Genomic DNA, 18,318 nt, shown 5'->3' with positions numbered 1-18,318 from the left:
AAAAGTAACTGATATGGTGGAGGAATTCGAATGAAAAAGAAAATTGCAGAATATGAAGTTGGTGAACAAGTCGATGTTTTCTTGTTAATTAAAACAGCGACAAAAGGTCTAGCAAGCAATGGAAAGCCGTTTTTAACAGTAATCTTACAAGATCCAAGTGGAGATATTGAAGCGAAGCTATGGGACGTATCACCAGAAGTTGAGAAACAATATGTAGCGGAAACAATCGTTAAAGTAGCTGGTGACATTCTAAACTACAAAGGACGTATTCAATTACGTGTGAAACAAATCCGAGTTGCGAATGAAAATGAAGTAACGGACATCTCAGACTTCGTAGAAAAAGCGCCAGTGAAAAAAGAAGATATGGTCGAGAAGATTACGCAATACATATTTGAAATGAGAAATCCAAATATTCAACGTCTAACAAGACATTTATTAAATAAGCATCAAAATGAATTTTTAGAATATCCAGCAGCGACAAAGAATCATCACGAATTCGTATCTGGATTAGCTTATCACGTCGTATCGATGCTTGATTTAGCGAAAGCTATCTCAAATCTATACCCATCTTTAGATAAAGACTTACTATATGCGGGTGTTATTTTACACGACCTTGGTAAAGTAATCGAATTATCTGGCCCAATTTCTACAACATACACGTTAGAAGGAAATTTATTAGGCCACATTTCTATTATGGTGAACGAAATTGGTAAAGCGGCAGATGAGCTGAACATCGATGCAGAAGAAGTATTAATTCTTCAACACATCGTCCTTTCTCACCACGGAAAAGCAGAATGGGGTAGCCCAAAACCACCGTTAGTAAAAGAAGCAGAAATTCTGCACTACATCGATAACTTAGATGCAAAAATGAATATGATGGACCGCGCATTAGGACGCACAAAACCAGGCGAATATACTGAGCGTGTCTTTGCACTTGATAATCGTTCGTTCTATAAACCGACGTTCCATAATTAATAATGTGAATCAAATGGCCTCATTAAGTGTTAATACGCTTAGTGGGGCTGTTGTATAATGATAATAAAGTTATTGAATTTTGATTATTAAAAAGCTAAGAGCCTTACTACATTCTACGTAGCAAGGCTCTTTAAAGTTGTTTCAAATTACATCCATCTGTCCGTTTAAGTGTAACTATTCGTAATTATTTGATATTATACAGGTGAATAGAAAGATATATTAAAATTTAGTTTCGTAGTTGTAAAAGGAGGTTATTTATCCAACATTAACGGGCAGTAAAACTCCCACCTCAAAATTTGGCTGGAGCAAAGAAGTTAGGTGGGGCTCGGGCTGCCCGTAAACGTCCGATTGGTGAGGGCTGATTATAGGTTCACTTTATATTATTCTCTTATAATTTTCCAAAAAGGAGAGTTTATGAAAAAGATTATTGTTTTTGTATTAACGATATTTATATTAATCTCAGGATTCGCAACACAAAGTTATGCGTTGTCAGATTCGCAATCTGCGGCAATACAAGCGTTGCTAGATGATGCCTGTCGTATATCAGGTGTGCCGGGAATGTCAATCTCAATACTTGCTGATGATGAAGTGTTCTACTTTTCTTCAGGGTATGCAGACCGTGAAAAGGGGTTGTCTACAAGTGAAAATACACTCTATGAGTTAGCCTCGGTCAGTAAAGCTTTTACCGGTATGGGTATTATGCTATTGGAAGAGCAAGGGCTGCTCTCAATGACTGACCCTGTCCAAAAATATTTACCTTGGTTTACATTAAAGTATCAAGGGAAACCTGTTGATATGCAAAGTCTTACACTAAATAACTTTCTTCACCATACCAGTGGTCTAACAAATATTAGGCATACTCAAAATATTCCACAAGGCAATACACCGGATATGTTGCAAAAGACTGTGGAAATGCTCGTGGATGCTGAATTGGCGTTCCCTCCCGGTGAACAGTATAACTATGGAACCGTTAATTATGACGTATTGGGTTTGGTTATTGAGATTGTGTCGCGACAAAGCTATGAAGACTTTATGAAGGAGCAGGTATTTCAGCCGTTAGGTCTTCACCAGACGTATGTTTATAAAGAAGATGCTCAAGCCACTGGACAGTTGGCACAGGGCTACCGTTCTTCCTTTTTTATGACAACTCCATTTAAAGCTCCGGATTATGCTGGGAATAAACCCGCAGGCTACATCATTTCTAATACAAAAGATATGGCGCGTTGGATGGGCATACAGATGGGTATCGTGCAGGACATACCCGAAATATTTCACACGGTTATCGAAAAATCACATAGGGGTGATATGTCTGTTTCGGCTGTCAACGGTATGTATTATGCGGCAGGCTGGTCCGTAAACGCCGAACAAACGATTATAGAACACACTGGGGGCAATCCAAATTTCAGAACCGAAGTAGTCATACTGCCAAATGAACGAACAGCCGTCTCCTTGCTGAGCAACGGCACAAATACCAATACAAACATGGTACTAAAAGTTAAAGATATATTAGAAGGCAATCTAACTCAGTCATATGAAATAAGCGGCACACAGCTTTTGGATATCATTTTGTCGTCTATCACAATTATTCTTTGCCTATTGGCCGTTTTGCTATTTCTCTTAGGATTACGCAGAAGGAAAACGAATAATCAGCAGCCAATGACAAAAAAGAGAATAACCGTAACAGTTATTTTCCTGACCGCTACGATTGCCCTGGGTATACTGTGCTGTGCTTTCGATTGGTCAACAATACTTATGTGGCAAACATATAGTCTTCTTACAGCTTTGATTTCGTCAGCATTATTAACAGCAAGCATTACATGGTTTGTGTACACTCACCGATAAAATACCTCGCTCCTAAGATAAGCATAATGTTAAGTAATTAAATTTCGATTTATCCCGCTTTAATGAGCAGTAAGACCACATCTCCAAATTCAGCGAAAGCAAAGAAATTAGGTGGGGGATCAACTGCCAAACCCCCACTGATTAAAGTTTCACTTTATTTAATATTAAAAGTTTGTTTACCTAATTTATCGCCACCAACGCCTTGTGTAGCAATTAATGTTACAGGTGTTTCTGAATCATCTAATTCATAAGCTATTGCATTTTTAACTGTACCATCTTTTTTTATTGTTTCTAATTGAGAATCGAGAAATTGGTCATCTGGAAGTCCACCAACTTCAAGAGTATTGACTGCATTAGGATTATTGTCTTGTACTGCTTTAAATACTGCCACCCATCCAGTGGTAGGGTTAATTTCTTTATCACTTAAATTAGTTGTTTCATACCAAATTGCAAATACAGGTTTTTTACCATATTCATTTCCTTTTTCACCAACTTGAATAACTTTAGTTTCTGTAATTTTAATTTTTAAGTCATTTAATTTTGCTTCATTATCTTTGAAATAAACTTTATTATTCGTCTCTTTTTTTTCATTTGTATTTTCTGTAGTTGCTTCTTTATTTGCAGAATTAGAACCATTTTTCGTTCCTTCGTCTTGATTGCTACAACCAGCAATTATAGATAGTGTTAGTGCAGAAGTTAATATTAAAGCTTTTTTCATCATGTTACATTTCTCCTTATGTTTTAATTTGATTATTATTAGTATAACTCGTTTTCTGAATGTAGATTCAATGTTTTTTATAATGTCTCCAAACCAAGAACTTCGTGTATTTTTAGTCAAAAATGTTATCCAATAAAAAAATATCTCGAATTTGAGATAAATTACTTGCTTTTTAATCACTTGAGTTGTAAAGTGATAGTAACGAAAGCGATTGAGTCATATGAAAAACATATACTCAGTTGCTTTCGATTAAAAAAACGAAGTAACTTATTCAGTAAAAACTAAGATGAATTTACAAAAACATAATGAGAATAAATTGAAAAGCTAAGAAGCATATTATTTTTTAGATATCACTTGACTAGTAAAATGAAACGGAGGAATTATCAATGTATGAAATTAAAGGGCATCATCACATTTCAATGGTTACAAAAAACGGAAGTGAGAATAATCATTTTTATAAAAACGTACTTGGTTTACGTCGTGTGAAAATGACGGTAAACCAAGATGATCCATCGATGTATCACTTATTTTACGGAGATAGAACAGGAAGCCCAGGTACGGAACTATCATTTTTTGAAATGCCTTTAGTAGGAAAAACGTACCGTGGTACGAATGCAATTACTCGAATCGGATTACTCGTTCCTTCAGAGGAAAGCTTATATTACTGGAAAGAACGATTTGAGAAATTTGATGTAAAACATAGTGAAATAACAACATATGCAAATCGTCCTGCTTTGCAATTTGAGGATGCGGAAGGTCTTCGTCTCGTGCTACTCGTTTCAAACGGGGAGAAAGTAGAGCACTGGGAAACGTGGGAGAAATCAGAAGTTCCTGCACAGCATCAAATTCAAGGAATGGGTTCAGTGGAAATGACAGTGCGTAGACTTGATAAACTGGCGAGTACACTTACAGATATATTTGGTTATACAGAGGTTAGCAGAAGCGATGAAGAAGCGATTTTCCAATCTATTAAAGGAGAAGCCTTCGGAGAAATCGTTGTGAAATATTTAGATGGTCCTACTGAAAAGCCGGGCCGTGGTAGCATTCACCATTTAGCAATTCGTGTAAAAAATGATGCAGAGCTAGCTTATTGGGAAGAACAGGTGATACAAAAAGGTTTCCATTCTTCAGGCATTATCGACCGTTTCTACTTTAAAAGCTTATACTTCCGTGAATCAAATGGAATCTTATTTGAAATTGCGACAGATGGACCAGGATTTACAGTCGATGGCGATGTAGAACATTTAGGAGAAAAACTTGATTTACCGCCATTCTTAGAAGATCAGCGAGCAGAAATTGAAGCGAAATTAGCACCTATTGAAGAAAAATAATAGAAGAGAAAATATAAATTTAAAAACCCACTGGAGGAATATAAAATGAACCAATTAAAAGGAATTCACCACGTTACAGCAATTACAAGTAGTGCAGAAAAGAACTATGAGTTTTTCACTCACGTTTTAGGAATGCGTCTAGTTAAAAAAACAGTAAACCAAGATGATATTCAAACGTATCATTTATTCTTCGCAGATGATAAAGGTAGTGCAGGAACAGATATGACATTCTTTGACTTCCCAGGTATTCCGAAAGGGGTACACGGTACAAATGAAATTTCAAAAACTTCATTCCGCGTGCCAACTGATGAAGCATTACAATATTGGGTGAAACGTTTTGACCGTCTTGAAGTAGAACATACAGGCATTAAAGAGCAATTTGGTAAGAAAACTCTTTCTTTCGTTGACTTTGATGATCAACACTATCAATTAATCTCAGATGAATTAGATAACGGGATAGAATCAGGTACACCGTGGCAAAACGGTCCAGTTCCATTAGAATATGCGATTACTGGCTTAGGACCTGTATTTATTCGTATCGCAAACTTTAGTTTCTTTAAAGAAGTGTTAGAAAAGGTTCTATTATTTAAAGAGGTCGCGCAAGAAGGAGAATTCTATTTATTTGAAGTAAACGAAGGTGGAAACGGTGCTTCTGTCATTGTAGAACATAATACGGTTCTTCCAGAAGCAAGACAAGGTTTTGGTACAGTGCACCATGCTGCATTCCGCGTAGAAAATCGTGCTGTATTAGAAGAATGGATTGAGAGAATCGGTAGCGTTGGTCTTCCGTCATCTGGATATGTAGATCGTCACTTCTTCGAATCATTATACGCAAGAGTAGCACCGCAAATTTTATTTGAATTTGCAACAGACGGCCCAGGATTTATGGGAGATGAGCCATACGAAACACTTGGTGAAAAATTATCATTACCTCCATTCCTAGAGCCAAAACGTGAAGAAATTGAAAAATTAGTTCGTCCAATTGATACAGTAAGAAGCACGAAGGAATTTATTAAAGAGTAACAATAGAGATAATAGGTAGGAGAGCAAGTAGTTTTAGCTGATCGCTGGAATTGCTTGCTTTTTTTTATTTTCGCTTTATAAGTATTTTGCTAAAATGAATGTAAAACTGATGGAGGAATAGAATGACGAAAATAAGTGGGTATACTTGTAGATGCTGCGATACATATCATGAAGAAATTCCAACGAGCTATGGATCAGCAGCTCCTTTTTATTATTATGATGCTGAACCTGAAGAGCGAGAAGATAGATTTGAAATGAACGATGATTTATGCGTGATGGATGGAGAACACTTCTTTATGAGAGGGAGTATTGAAATTCCTATCATTGGTACAGATGAACATTTCATATGGGGGGTATGGGTTTCATTAAGTGAGGCGAATTTTGATAAGGTGAATGAATTTTGGGATAAACAAGAACTGTTAGAGCCAATGTTTGGGTGGCTTTCGACGGATTTACCATATGAGCTGGAAACAGTAAGTTTAAAAACGATGCTTCACCCAAGAGCCGATGGCATTCGTCCTTATATTGAACTGGAACCGACAGACCATCCTCTAGCTGTGGAATTTAGAGAAGGAATAACGATGGAACGGGTCCAAGAAATAGCGGAACAACTGTGTGTAAATAACGAGGATGATGAGGAAGAGTGCTGATATTTGTTCAGTGCTCTTTTTATTATATGGAATAAAATAATTGACTTACTTTTCGTTCGTAACTATAATGGTTACAAAGAAACTGTTAGTAATAGCAGTGAGTAATATTTTTTTAATATAATTGTAACTATTATAGTTACAATTAAAATTAATCATAAAACAACCAAATAATGTAAAAACTTTAAATAGCAACAAGAGAAAGGAGACGGGAATGTTGAAACGGTTTAAGTTTTATTTAGTTAGCGGTATTGTGCTCGTTTTGTTAATTGTATGTAACTTCGTTGATAAGCCGATTGCGAAGGTTGGAGAAGTAAAAAACACTGTTATGATGAAGCTGAATACGAAAGAGAGTATGGCGCAGATTGATGGACAGACGATTTATTTTAAGCAAATTGGTGAGGGGAAGCCGCCGTTACTTATGCTTCACGGGTTTGGTGGTTCATCTGATGGGTTTAGTGACATTTACCCGGAACTTGTAAAGGACCACACGATTATAGCAGTTGATATTTTAGGATTTGGACGTTCTTCGAAGCCCGTTGATTTTCAATATTCGTTTCCTGCGCAAGTGAATTTATATTATAAGTTAATGAAGAAACTCGGATACGATCAATTTGCAGTACTTGGTCATTCGATGGGCGGAGAGATGTCTCTAAATTTAGCGTATTTATATCCGGATGCAGTAACGCATCTCATTTTAGCGGATTCTACAGGGATTGAGTCTTTCCAGCAAAAAGAAAGTTATGAAGTGCCGCCGCTATCAACAGACTTACAAACTGTAACAGAGATTACGGATTATAATAAAAATGCAGTGAAAAATAGTCGCGACGATAAAGAACATTATGATCAGTTGACGAAGATGAGAGAGCGCCGCATCGCGATGGAAGCAGACAAAATTAAGGTGCCGACTTTAATTATATGGGGACGTCACGATAAGAGCGTTTCTTGGAAAAATGGTGAACTGTATCATCAACTATTTACGGATAGTACGTTCCATATCATTGAAAAAGGATACCACGCACCGTTTCGCCAGGAACCAATAGAGTTTATGGAATATGTGCAAGCGTTCTTCGCGAAGAATCCACAATAAAGTGAAACTTTAATCAGTGGGGGTTTTCTTCATCCCCCCACTGATTATCAGCCCTCACCAATCGGACTTTAATGGGCAGTTGATCCCCCACCTAAATTCTTTGCTTTCGCTAAATTTTGAGCTGGGGGTCTTACTGCCCATTAAAGCGGGATAAATTTTAAGCATAAATCCACTTCTTTCCTCATACAGTGAAACTAATAAGGCTTGTCTAAGGAAAGGAATGAAGTACAGTGGAAACTTTACCATGGTGGGTGTATCTTGTAATCGTCGGGATCGTATTAAGTGGCTACATGGTTTTATATACTTCAAGAAAAGAGCAAGAGATGGATAATGAGTTTATCGAAAAAGAAGGCGAAGTGTATATGAAGCGTTTAGAAGAAGAGCGAGAGAAGCGGAATCAGGATAGTGATAAAGATTCGGTATTGCTTTAATAGAAATTTTGAAAGACTACCATCTAGTAGAACTTTACATCTAGGTGGTAGCCTTTTTTCTTTTTGGGGAGCATGTATACGAAATTCATCATGAACCTTTACTGATGGTATTTATATATTTTTTTCTCATAAGAATGGAACTAGCGCGATATTTACTGGGGGGGATTAACAATGCATAGGGATGAAACATCATTACATCCTGATACAGGTGTTACGTCTGTAATGTTTGTTGAGCGTTCATTAAATGAAATTCGTTTTTGGTCTAGAATCATGAAGGAGCATTCTTTTTTTCTTCGCTTAGGGTTTAGATGCGAGGATACGCAACTAATCGAAGAGGCGAATCAATTTTATCGATTGTTTGAACATATTGAACAAATAGCGCATTCCTATACAAATGAAACAGATCCTGAGCAAATAAAAAGATTTAATGCAGAAGTACAACAAGCCGCGACTAATATTTGGGGATTTAAACGAAAAATTTTAGGGTTAATTCTCACATGTAAATTGCCAGGACAAAATAACTTTCCGCTGTTAGTTGACCATACAAGTAGAGAAGCTGATTATTTTAGAAAACGTTTAATACAATTAAATGAAGGGAAATTAGATGCTCTTCCTGATGCTATTATTAAAGAAAATGTTTTCTTTTTAAGGATTATGGCAGATCACGCTAAATTTATTGGTCATCTTCTTGATCCATCGGAAAGAAAGCTTGTAGATACAGCTCGGAATTTTAGTAATGATTTTGATGAATTGATGTATCAAGCAATTGACTTAGAATCTATGAAACCACAATCCCAAACGGTCCCTCTTTTAGATCAATTTTTAGATCAAAATCGTGTGTCGGTTACATCTCTTCGGGATTTTAAGAAAACAGCACGCGATTTAATTGAGCAATGTAAAATAAAGAGTATCATTCATCCGTTATTAGCAGACCATGTTTTCCGTGAAGCTGATAGATTTCTTGAAATCATTGATATGTTTGATGTTCATCTTACAAATATTCAATCCCAAACTAGATATTAGAAGATAAGGAAAGATACTATTTTACTTTCAGCTGAGAAGTTAACAATGTATTGTTAGCTTCTTTTCTTTGTGATTAAAATTTCTTTTCGTTTAATAAATTTCCCTGTAAAGACTACATAAATCCCTTTGACCAAATATGTAATTCTCTGTAAAATGATATATGGAAAGATTATGAATATACAGGAAATATACGGATAGTAGATGCTGATAAATTATTTGGGAGAATTTATTAGTTAAGTATATTAACTTGTTTGTACTACATTTTACAAATAAAGGGGTATTAGTAATCATGAAAGCAAAGAAATTAGTAAGTTTAGCGTTACCAGTTATGTTATTGAGTGGTTGTATTACAATTGAAACGGATGGTAAGAAAGCTGAACCAAAGAAAGAAGAAACGCAAAAAGTAGAGAAAGAGAGTAAGACTGCTGAAAAAGAGAGTAAGTCAACTGATAGCAAGAAAGAGGATAGCTTATCTGTAGCGAAAGGTGAAGGTACAGATAGTAGTTCATCAAGTAGTCAACAAAGTTCTTCTTCAAATAATTCAACTGCTTCTAGTTCTTCAACTGGTAAGGTAACTGGCTCAGATGTTGAAAGGTACAAGGCAGATATTATAAACAGTGCTACTCAAATTGAAGATACAATGAAATTAATTGAAGGAATAGCAGGTTCAGATGTAAAGTCATACAAACAAAAGAAAAGTGAAGTACAACTGAGTTTAGGTGGAGCAAAGGCAACAACGAAGAAACTGAAGAATCTACAAGCACCTCCTGAATTACAGGGAGAACAGGCGAAGATAAAGCAATCGATGGAACTGTATGCGGATTGTTTCCAACTTCTCTTTGATGCATTAGACCAAGAAGACGAGAGCAAAATGCATCAATCATTAAGTAAAGCACAAGAAGGTTCAAAACTGTTTGAAGAGGCAGCGAAGAGTATCGGTAGTAAAACTAACTAAGAATAAATGACTTAAAGGGGTATGAGGTATGAAAGTAAAGAAACTAATAGCTGCTGCAGTTCCAGTTGCCATATTATTAAGTGGCTGTGTTACAGTAAAAGATTCGGCAAATAAAGAAGAAAAGACAGAAGAAACAAGTAAATCTAAGGCTGCTGAAACGAAAGAAAAATCAACTAATTCGAAAGAAGAAAGTAAAGATGTTCAAAAGGTTCGAGTTTTAGATGAAGATTATGCACAGTATTTATTAGACATTGAACAGGATATGTTAAGACGATTTGATTACTATGATGCTTCTGTAAAAGATTTGAGAAATGGAAGTAAATCAAAAGCTGAGGTATTAGATAGTATTAAAGACATCTATAAAGTATTTGATAAGATAGAGAAGATTTACGCACCGCCAAAACATAAAGAAGATCAAAAAGAGATTGAAAGAGCGACAAGTAAACTAAGAGAAACATTCAGTGAAATAGAGAAGTTATTCAACGATAAAGGATTCAGCTTAGAGACTGATAAGGAAATCTTAAATAAAGCAAATACAAAGCTAGAGGAAGCAAAACGTATTTGGAAACCTACATTCGATAAGTTAAGATCCGAAATAAAAGGTGATACAGCCAAAGAAAAATCTACTAGTACAACAAGTGATTCTACATCGACAAACCCAACTACTGGTAGTCAGGCTCAAACAGATAAAAGCCAAGCTAAAACGGGAGTATTTGTAGGTACAGTTGGTACAAGTGAAGAGTTAGGAATTAATTATGGAAACATGGAGAAAAACATCAAAGATGGTACTGAGATTATTGGGAATTGGGGTATTGATTACGGTAGTGGCATAAAAACTACGTTAGTACTAAAAGGTGATAAAACATTTGAGTCCTATGCGAATGGTTCTTATCCGAATAAAGATAACTACTTAACAGGAACATATGCGGTAGATGTTCCGTCATTCCAGTTATCTTTAAAAGTAACAAAAGCAGTTAAAGACGGTCAAGAAGTAAAGTTAACAAATGATAGTATGATGTATAAATTACAAAACTATGATGGAAACACATTACAAATTTATCATATGGACGATAATGTTCGTATTCGTTATGCGAAACAATAAATAATTGGCAAAAAACCCTGTAATAAAGTGAAACTTTAATCAGTGGGGATTTTCTTCATCCCCCACCGATTATTAGCCCTCACCAATCGGACTTTAATGGGCAGCTGATCCCCACCTAACTTATTTGCTTTCGCTGAATTTTGAGGTGGGGGTCTTACTGCCCATTAAAGCGGGATAAATTTTACAGGGGTTTTTGTTCGTTCTAATTTTATCTCTTCATTATTTTCCCTAGTGCTATCCATATTAGTATAAGTTGAGAAATCAACAAAACGATTTGAATGATATAGATTCGGTTTTATTATAACTAGAGAAAAGTGGATAACGTATTGTTATCCACTTTTTTATTTCCTAAAATATATCAACGATTTTTCAAATATATCGAACACAACTGGGAATATATCAACGATTTTTTCAATATATCGACGATTCGACATAGAATATCGACTTACCGACACGAAACGACAATATTAAGAAGCACAATTATTGTTCGGGAAATTATTATAGAAGAAAAATATATAAAATCGAAACACTACATAGCGACATTACAACCTGTAACGCACAAGTTGCACCACCTACGCAACGACAACTCGCTTTACTCTTCAACAGTTATTTGATCATACTAGGCATAGAGAGGTGATAAACACAGTATGATTTTTAGTGAACGTTTAAAAGAAGAACGAGAAAAACGAAATTGGTCGCAACATGATTTGGCTGAAAAAATTCATGTAAGTAGGCAATCTGTTTCGAAATGGGAGACGGGAAAGAACTATCCGAGCATTGAAATTATTATTCATTTAAGTGATTTGTTCGGTATTACAATTGATGAACTGTTAAGGAGTGATGAAGAGTTGACGCAAAAAGTAATTGAAGATAGTAAAAAGTTAGCGTATCCAAAATGGAAGGTGTTTTTCGATAGTCTATTCATGCTAGGCGTATTTTTGTTTCTTACCAAAATCGTTGTATGGATGTTAAATAAGTTTGCCGGGGTGAGCATTACACTTGTAGCAGATGCACCGTATGTAATGAATTTTTTACCTCTCATCTTAATGGTCATAGGTGGTATGGGATCTGATAAGTTGAAGAAAATATATAGATAGAGGAAATAATTCCCCGCACTAGCTGTTCTTTCTACTCAAATTGTGTACTATAAAGGATAGGATGACATAAAGAAGGGGACATATAGAATGGAATTTCATGAACAGAAGATTTTGCCGGCAGTGAGGCAAATTAAAGATTTGGAGAAGTTGTTACATAGTTCGTATGAGTATATCGTTATTTTAGATATTCATGTCGGTCAATTGAGAAGTGTTATATCACTTGCGAAGCAATATTGTAAAAAGGTATTTTTACATGTGGATTTAATTCATGGTTTGCAGAGTGATGGGCATGCGACGGAGTATTTATGCCAAGAGTTTAGACCGTACGGGTTACTTTCGACAAAGGCGAGTGTAATTATGAAGGCGAAGCAAAAGGGTGTTGTTTCCATTCAACGCATCTTTTTAATTGATTCTAGCGCGATGGAAAAGAGCTGTAATTTGCTAGAAAAAACGAAGCCGGATTATATAGAGGTGCTTCCAGGTGCGCTAACGGATGTGATTGCTGAAGTGAAAGAGCGTACTGGTGTCCCGATTTTAGCGGGTGGTTTCATTCGTACTGTGGAAGATGTTGAAAGAGCGTTAAATGCTGGTGCGACAGCAATTACGACATCAAAACGCGAACTATGGAAACATTACCAAAAAAAGTGACGAAAATGTGAAAAAATTCTGTTGACACCGCTTTCATGAGAGGTTAACATTATAGACAAGTTAATAAACGTGACGGAGAAAAGAAGAGATCCACATTTCATTGTTTCTATATAAATTTATATAGAAGCGTGCAAAGCTGTGGGTCTTTTTCTTTTTACAAAAACGAATGGCCATTCATTTTACCTCTATCACATTTGGAAGCGTTTAAATTGATTGTGGAGGGATACTATGTCAGCATTTTTAGGAGAGTTAGTAGGGACTGCGTTGTTAATCTTACTTGGTGGCGGCGTTTGCGCTGGTGTAAGTTTAAAGAAATCGTTTGCGAAAGATTCTGGTTGGATTGTCATTACAATGGGCTGGGGCTTAGCAGTAGCGGTTGCAGCGTATGCAGTTGGATCAATTAGTGGGGCACATTTGAATCCGGCTTTAACGATTGGGCTTGCTTTTAAGGGAGCGTTCCCATGGAGTGACGTACCAGGTTATATCGCAGCACAAATGATTGGGGCAATTATCGGGGCAGTTCTTGTATATTTACATTACTTACCACACTGGAAAGAAACAGAAGATCCAGGAACAAAATTAGGTGTATTTGCAACAGGTCCAGCAATTCCGAACACATTTACAAACCTTTTAAGTGAAATGATTGGAACATTCGTTTTAGTATTTGGTATATTAGCAATTGGAGCAAATAAATTTGCAGATGGTTTAAATCCATTTATCGTAGGTTTCTTAATCGTAAGTATTGGTTTATCATTAGGTGGAACAACAGGATACGCGATTAACCCGGCTCGTGATTTAGGTCCGCGTATCGCACACTTCTTCCTTCCGATTGCAGGAAAAGGCGGTTCAAACTGGAAGTATGCATGGATTCCAGTAGTTGGTCCAATTTTAGGTGGATCACTTGCAGGATTATTCCATCAAGTTGTATTTGAAGGAAAACAAAATGCAGCACTTATTTATGTGATTATTGCAACTGTGATTGTACTAGCAATCTCTTATATGACAAGTAAAAAAAGTGAAAGCAATACAAATAGTAGAAAAGTAGCATAGGGGGAAACCGATATGAAAAAATATATTCTTTCTTTAGACCAAGGAACAACTAGTTCACGTGCAATTCTGTTCAATAAAAAAGGTGAAATTGTTCATTCAGCTCAAAAAGAGTTTACACAACATTTTCCAAAGCCAGGTTGGGTAGAGCATAACGCGCAAGAAATTTGGGGATCTATTTTAGCAGTTATCGCAACTTGCTTAAGCGAAGCAGATGTAAAACCAGAACAAATCGCTGGTATCGGTATTACGAACCAACGTGAAACAGCGGTTGTTTGGGATAAAACGACTGGAAAACCAATTTACAACGCAATCGTATGGCAATCTCGTCAAACAGTTGAAATTTGTGATGAGTTAAAAGAAAAAGGGTATAGCGAAATGGTTCGCGAAAAAACAGGTCTTTTAATTGACGCATACTTCTCTGGTACGAAAGTAAAATGGATTTTAGATAACGTTGAAGGTGCAAGAGAAAAAGCAGAAAACGGCGATCTATTATTCGGAACAATTGATACGTGGCTTGTATGGAAACTATCTGGCGGTAAAGCGCACGTAACAGATTACTCAAATGCATCACGTACATTAATGTTTAACATTCACGACTTACAGTGGGATGATGAGCTTCTAGATATGTTAACAGTGCCAAAGAGCATGCTTCCAGAAGTACGTCCATCATCTGAAATTTACGGAGAAACAATTGACTATCACTTCTTCGGTCAAAATGTACCGATCGCAGGTGTAGCTGGTGACCAACAAGCAGCATTATTTGGACAAGCTTGTTTCGGTGAAGGTATGGCGAAGAACACATACGGAACTGGTTGCTTCATGTTAATGAACACAGGTGAAAAAGCAGTAGCTTCTGAGCATGGCCTATTAACAACAATTGCATGGGGAATAGATGGTAAAGTGAACTACGCATTAGAAGGAAGTATTTTCGTAGCAGGTTCTGCAATTCAATGGTTACGTGACGGAATGCGCATGTTTAAAGATGCAAGTGAGAGTGAAGTGTACGCATCACGCGTTGCATCAACGGAAGGTGTATACGTTGTACCAGCATTCGTAGGTTTAGGTACACCGTACTGGGATAGTGAAGTACGCGGCGCTATGTTTGGTGTAACGCGCGGTACGACGAAAGAGCACTTCATTCGTGCAACACTAGAATCTTTAGCATACCAAACGAAAGATGTATTATGCGCAATGGAAGCAGATTCAGGTATTGAACTGAACACATTACGCGTAGATGGCGGAGCTGTTAAAAATAACTTCTTAATGAAGTTCCAAAGTGATATTTTAGATGTTCCTGTAGAGCGTCCAGTGATCAATGAAACGACAGCTTTAGGTGCAGCGTACTTAGCTGGTCTTGCGGTTGGATATTGGAAAAACCAAGATGAAATTAAAGAACAGTGGCATATGGACAAACGCTTTGAACCAACGATGGAAGCGGAAACAAGCGAAGAGCTATATGCTGGATGGAAAAAAGCAATTGAAGCAACAAAAGCTTTCAAATAATCATAAACAGTGTTATAATGGTGACAAGTTAATAATTCGGTAGGAGATTTGGAGAGACCACAACGCGCTATAGAGGCGAAATCTATAGCGGAGTTTGTGGTCTCTTTTTTCGTTATCAAAGGGAGGAATTACCATGAAATTTTCAAGTAAACAACGTAAAGACGTATTAAACGGAGTAAATAAACAAGAGTTAGATGTGATCGTAATTGGTGGAGGTATTACTGGTTCTGGTATTGCATTAGATGGAGCAACACGCGGGTTATCAACAATTGTGTTTGAAATGCAGGACTTTGCAGCAGGTACATCAAGTCGTTCAACGAAGCTTGTACACGGTGGTCTACGTTATTTAAAACAACTTGAAGTGAAAATGGTAGCAGAGGTGGGGAAAGAGCGTGCGATCGTATATGAGAACGGTCCCCATGTAACAACACCAGAGTGGATGTTACTTCCGTTCCATACAGGCGGTACGTTCGGATCATTCAGTACATCAATTGGTCTTCGTGTATATGACTTCTTAGCAGGCGTAAAACGAAGCGAGCGCAGAAAAATGTTTAACCGTGAAGAAACATTAAACAAAGAGCCTCTTGTAAAACAAGAAGGATTAAAAGGCGGCGGTTACTACGTAGAATATCGTACAGACGATGCGCGTCTTACAATTGAAGTAATGAAAGAAGCAATTGAACACGGTGCGAAAGCTGTTAACTACGCAAAAGTAGACAGTTTCTTATATAAAGATGGAAAAGTATGCGGTGTACGTGTAATCGATTTACTAGATGGAGAAGTATATGAAGTGTACGGTAAGAAAATTGTAAACGCAGCTGGTCCTTGGGTAGATACACTGCGTGAAAAAGATAACTCGAAAAAAGGAAAAGTACTTCAGTTATCAAAAGGTGTGCATTTAGTAATTGACCAAAAACGTTTCCCGTTAGGCCAAGCGATTTACTTCGATACACCAGATAAACGTATGGTGTTCGCGATTCCTCGCGGCGGAAAAACATACGTAGGTACAACAGATACGTTCTATGATAAAGACGCAGCTGTACCGCACATGACAACAGAAGATCGCACATACATCATTAACGCGATTAACTACATGTTCCCGAGCGTAAAAATTACGGAGAAAGACATTGAGTCAAGCTGGGCTGGTGTACGTCCGTTAATTTATGAAGAAGGTAAGAATGCATCTGAAATTTCTCGTAAAGATGAAATTTGGACTTCTGAATCTGGTTTAATTACAATCGCAGGTGGTAAATTAACTGGATACCGCAAAATGGCTGAAATGGTAGTAGACTACGTAACGAACCTACTACAAAAAGAAGGTCATAGTGCATATCCGAAGAGCGACACGAAACATATGCCAATCTCTGGTGGACATGTAAGTGGTTCACACGGATTCCCAGCATTCGTTGCGAAAAAAGCAGACGAAGGTACGAAATCTGGTTTAACGAAAGCACAAGCAGAAGAATTCGCGAAATTCTACGGCTCTAACGTAGACGTACTATTCGACTTAGCGAAAAAACATAAAGACGAAGCGAAAGAATACAACATGCCGCTAGACGTTCTAATCCCACTTGTATACGCAATGGATTACGAAATGACAGCAAAACCAGTTGACTTCTTCGTACGCCGCAGAGGCGCTGTGTTCTTCAACATCCACTGGGTATACGAGTGGAAAGAAGCAGTAATCAACTACATGGCTGCGAAACTTGGCTGGAGCAAAGAAGAGCAAATGAAATACACAGCAGAACTAGAAAAAGCATTAACAGACGCTGTCATTCCTGTAGATCAACAAGAACAAGCAGCTGCGTTAGCGTAAAATAGAAACCACCTGAAGGGGAGCCTTTAGGTGGTTTTTTTGTGTGTTATGTATCGGTTTTGATATAATCAAGCCATTTTTGTATGGTCATGAAATATTAGATTTTTTAAGTGAGCGTTAGAAAGAAGGAGGATTCGATTAAATCGGTTCTCTTTTTAATGTAGCGATGAGGGGAATTTTGACGATAGAAAACTAAGACACAACCCTTATTGCAAACTTAAAAAGCGCCTTGGGAGAGAGGCGCTCTTTAAGTGAATGTATTGTAACGACTATTCGGTTTATTATATGTAATTTGCTGAGGAAATGTTTTATAAAAAATGTTAATTTAAAAAGAAAAGGGCAGCTGATGGGAGTAAGAACTCCTACGGTTACTGGTTAATTAATCACGTATTTTTTCAATGGTCGCATCAGGTGCAATTGGTGGTGTAGATTTAGTCGTTACTCCGAAAGATATAGCGAGTTTATCCCCTGATTGATAATTCTTATTTTTTTCTATTGGAAGTTTTAATAGTTTATTTGGAATAAATTTCATTGCTTCCATCTCTGAGTAGGAAAGGGCTTCCTTTTTTGTAGGGGTATCTGCAACGAGTATGTATACAGTGTCAATTGAAATAACATATCCTGTGAAAGTCTCCGTTTTTAGGGGAGTAGTACTAGTTTGGTTGGGGGAATCTAGTGCTACTGTGCATCCGCAAGCTAATGTTAAGGTGGTTAGTAAAGTTATGATTTTTTTCTTTGGCATTATTATTTTGGGCCTCCGTATAGTACATCTTTCGTATTATGATATTTGAATGTCTAGAGAAATGAAATTATACCATGAGAAAGTGAATGTAAGTTATATATAGTATAAGTGCGATTTAAAATATTATGTGGAAGTGAAAATGAGCTTGAACTTTTAGATGGAGATGGAGTAGTACTTATAAATAAGTGACTGTTTCCCATGCAGAGTTTAAAGGGCTACATGGATTTTATCCCGCATTAACGGGTAGTAAAACTCCCACCTCAAAATTCGCTTGGAGCAAAGGAGTTAGGTGGGAGTCGGGCTGCCCGTAAACGTCCGATTGGTG

At 37.0% G+C, this 18,318-nt stretch carries 17 protein-coding genes; 15 read left to right on the top strand and 2 right to left on the bottom strand.

Annotated elements, in window-relative coordinates:
• Positions 1-30: 30 nt before the first annotated feature.
• On the top strand, positions 31-975 hold the full coding sequence (gene yhaM / locus BAQ44_RS14670) for a 3'-5' exoribonuclease YhaM (protein ID WP_000726650.1): 945 nt from the start codon (positions 31-33) through the stop codon (positions 973-975).
• Positions 976-1,389: 414 nt separating this feature from the next.
• Positions 1,390-2,817, top strand: coding sequence for a serine hydrolase domain-containing protein (locus BAQ44_RS14665; protein WP_071722073.1), 1,428 nt, complete (start codon positions 1,390-1,392; stop codon positions 2,815-2,817).
• A 154-nt stretch (positions 2,818-2,971) separates the two neighbouring features.
• Here BAQ44_RS14665 and BAQ44_RS14660 read toward each other — a convergent pair whose 3' ends face one another.
• Positions 2,972-3,538 carry a DUF5067 domain-containing protein gene (locus tag BAQ44_RS14660; RefSeq protein WP_071722071.1) on the bottom strand — a complete coding sequence of 189 codons (567 nt, stop codon included), beginning with the start codon at positions 3,536-3,538 and terminating at the stop codon, positions 2,972-2,974.
• A 383-nt stretch (positions 3,539-3,921) separates the two neighbouring features.
• On the opposite strand from BAQ44_RS14660, the gene BAQ44_RS14655 reads away from it, so the two are divergent.
• The 13 genes from BAQ44_RS14655 to glpD all read left to right on the top strand — a co-directional run bounded on the left by BAQ44_RS14655 (position 3,922) and on the right by glpD (position 17,251).
• Positions 3,922-4,866 carry a ring-cleaving dioxygenase gene (locus BAQ44_RS14655; RefSeq protein ID WP_071722069.1) on the top strand — a complete coding sequence of 315 codons (945 nt, stop codon included), beginning with the start codon at positions 3,922-3,924 and terminating at the stop codon, positions 4,864-4,866.
• Positions 4,867-4,911: 45 nt separating this feature from the next.
• On the top strand, positions 4,912-5,889 hold the full coding sequence (locus BAQ44_RS14650) for a ring-cleaving dioxygenase (protein ID WP_071722067.1): 978 nt from the start codon (positions 4,912-4,914) through the stop codon (positions 5,887-5,889).
• 122 nt (positions 5,890-6,011) lie between these two features.
• Positions 6,012-6,539 carry a DUF2199 domain-containing protein gene (locus tag BAQ44_RS14645; protein ID WP_071722065.1) on the top strand — a complete coding sequence of 176 codons (528 nt, stop codon included), beginning with the start codon at positions 6,012-6,014 and terminating at the stop codon, positions 6,537-6,539.
• A gap of 214 nt (positions 6,540-6,753) precedes the next feature.
• A complete protein-coding gene (locus tag BAQ44_RS14640; protein ID WP_071722136.1) occupies positions 6,754-7,626 on the top strand; it encodes an alpha/beta fold hydrolase in 873 nt (290 codons plus the stop codon).
• 230 nt (positions 7,627-7,856) lie between these two features.
• Entirely contained in the window at positions 7,857-8,057 is a 201-nt protein-coding gene (locus BAQ44_RS14635; RefSeq protein WP_063262039.1) for a sporulation YhaL family protein, read from the top strand.
• Positions 8,058-8,228: 171 nt separating this feature from the next.
• Positions 8,229-9,080 carry a DUF2935 domain-containing protein gene (locus BAQ44_RS14630; RefSeq protein ID WP_071722063.1) on the top strand — a complete coding sequence of 284 codons (852 nt, stop codon included), beginning with the start codon at positions 8,229-8,231 and terminating at the stop codon, positions 9,078-9,080.
• 289 nt (positions 9,081-9,369) lie between these two features.
• Positions 9,370-10,035 carry a DUF7018 domain-containing (lipo)protein gene (locus BAQ44_RS14625; protein WP_071722061.1) on the top strand — a complete coding sequence of 222 codons (666 nt, stop codon included), beginning with the start codon at positions 9,370-9,372 and terminating at the stop codon, positions 10,033-10,035.
• A 28-nt stretch (positions 10,036-10,063) separates the two neighbouring features.
• Positions 10,064-11,137, top strand: coding sequence for a DUF3994 domain-containing protein (locus BAQ44_RS14620; RefSeq protein ID WP_071722059.1), 1,074 nt, complete (start codon positions 10,064-10,066; stop codon positions 11,135-11,137).
• A 647-nt stretch (positions 11,138-11,784) separates the two neighbouring features.
• On the top strand, positions 11,785-12,234 hold the full coding sequence (locus BAQ44_RS14610; protein WP_071722057.1) for a helix-turn-helix domain-containing protein: 450 nt from the start codon (positions 11,785-11,787) through the stop codon (positions 12,232-12,234).
• Between the two features lie 87 nt (positions 12,235-12,321).
• Complete coding sequence (gene glpP / locus BAQ44_RS14605) at positions 12,322-12,882, top strand: glycerol uptake operon antiterminator GlpP (protein ID WP_071722055.1); 561 nt, start codon at positions 12,322-12,324, stop codon at positions 12,880-12,882.
• 228 nt (positions 12,883-13,110) lie between these two features.
• Positions 13,111-13,932 carry a glycerol uptake facilitator protein GlpF gene (gene glpF, locus BAQ44_RS14600; RefSeq protein WP_060629826.1) on the top strand — a complete coding sequence of 274 codons (822 nt, stop codon included), beginning with the start codon at positions 13,111-13,113 and terminating at the stop codon, positions 13,930-13,932.
• A 12-nt stretch (positions 13,933-13,944) separates the two neighbouring features.
• The gene (gene glpK / locus BAQ44_RS14595; protein ID WP_063262033.1) at positions 13,945-15,435 is read left to right on the top strand and encodes a glycerol kinase GlpK; all 1,491 of its coding nucleotides are present in this window, start codon (positions 13,945-13,947) and stop codon (positions 15,433-15,435) included.
• A 133-nt stretch (positions 15,436-15,568) separates the two neighbouring features.
• The gene (gene glpD, locus BAQ44_RS14590; protein WP_063262032.1) at positions 15,569-17,251 is read left to right on the top strand and encodes an aerobic glycerol-3-phosphate dehydrogenase; all 1,683 of its coding nucleotides are present in this window, start codon (positions 15,569-15,571) and stop codon (positions 17,249-17,251) included.
• Between the two features lie 379 nt (positions 17,252-17,630).
• Here glpD and BAQ44_RS14585 read toward each other — a convergent pair whose 3' ends face one another.
• A complete protein-coding gene (locus tag BAQ44_RS14585; RefSeq protein ID WP_071722053.1) occupies positions 17,631-17,993 on the bottom strand; it encodes a DUF3221 domain-containing protein in 363 nt (120 codons plus the stop codon).
• Positions 17,994-18,318 lie beyond the last annotated feature (325 nt).

The organism is Bacillus mobilis, from assembly GCF_001884045.1.
In the GTDB taxonomy this organism is placed as follows: domain Bacteria; phylum Bacillota; class Bacilli; order Bacillales; family Bacillaceae_G; genus Bacillus_A; species Bacillus_A mobilis.
This window is presented reverse-complemented; position numbering and strand designations above follow the sequence as displayed.

What these genes read in the sequence shown, in the direction of transcription:
- yhaM (WP_000726650.1), top strand. Translation starts at nt 31, where the DNA reads ATGAAAAAGAAAATTGCAGAATATGAAGTTGGTGAACAAGTCGATGTT.
- BAQ44_RS14665 (WP_071722073.1), top strand. Translation starts at nt 1,390, where the DNA reads ATGAAAAAGATTATTGTTTTTGTATTAACGATATTTATATTAATCTCA.
- BAQ44_RS14660 (WP_071722071.1), bottom strand. Translation starts at nt 3,538, where the DNA reads ATGATGAAAAAAGCTTTAATATTAACTTCTGCACTAACACTATCTATA.
- BAQ44_RS14655 (WP_071722069.1), top strand. Translation starts at nt 3,922, where the DNA reads ATGTATGAAATTAAAGGGCATCATCACATTTCAATGGTTACAAAAAAC.
- BAQ44_RS14650 (WP_071722067.1), top strand. Translation starts at nt 4,912, where the DNA reads ATGAACCAATTAAAAGGAATTCACCACGTTACAGCAATTACAAGTAGT.
- BAQ44_RS14645 (WP_071722065.1), top strand. Translation starts at nt 6,012, where the DNA reads ATGACGAAAATAAGTGGGTATACTTGTAGATGCTGCGATACATATCAT.
- BAQ44_RS14630 (WP_071722063.1), top strand. Translation starts at nt 8,229, where the DNA reads ATGCATAGGGATGAAACATCATTACATCCTGATACAGGTGTTACGTCT.
- BAQ44_RS14625 (WP_071722061.1), top strand. Translation starts at nt 9,370, where the DNA reads ATGAAAGCAAAGAAATTAGTAAGTTTAGCGTTACCAGTTATGTTATTG.
- BAQ44_RS14620 (WP_071722059.1), top strand. Translation starts at nt 10,064, where the DNA reads ATGAAAGTAAAGAAACTAATAGCTGCTGCAGTTCCAGTTGCCATATTA.
- BAQ44_RS14610 (WP_071722057.1), top strand. Translation starts at nt 11,785, where the DNA reads ATGATTTTTAGTGAACGTTTAAAAGAAGAACGAGAAAAACGAAATTGG.
- glpP (WP_071722055.1), top strand. Translation starts at nt 12,322, where the DNA reads ATGGAATTTCATGAACAGAAGATTTTGCCGGCAGTGAGGCAAATTAAA.
- glpF (WP_060629826.1), top strand. Translation starts at nt 13,111, where the DNA reads ATGTCAGCATTTTTAGGAGAGTTAGTAGGGACTGCGTTGTTAATCTTA.
- glpK (WP_063262033.1), top strand. Translation starts at nt 13,945, where the DNA reads ATGAAAAAATATATTCTTTCTTTAGACCAAGGAACAACTAGTTCACGT.
- glpD (WP_063262032.1), top strand. Translation starts at nt 15,569, where the DNA reads ATGAAATTTTCAAGTAAACAACGTAAAGACGTATTAAACGGAGTAAAT.
- BAQ44_RS14585 (WP_071722053.1), bottom strand. Translation starts at nt 17,993, where the DNA reads ATGCCAAAGAAAAAAATCATAACTTTACTAACCACCTTAACATTAGCT.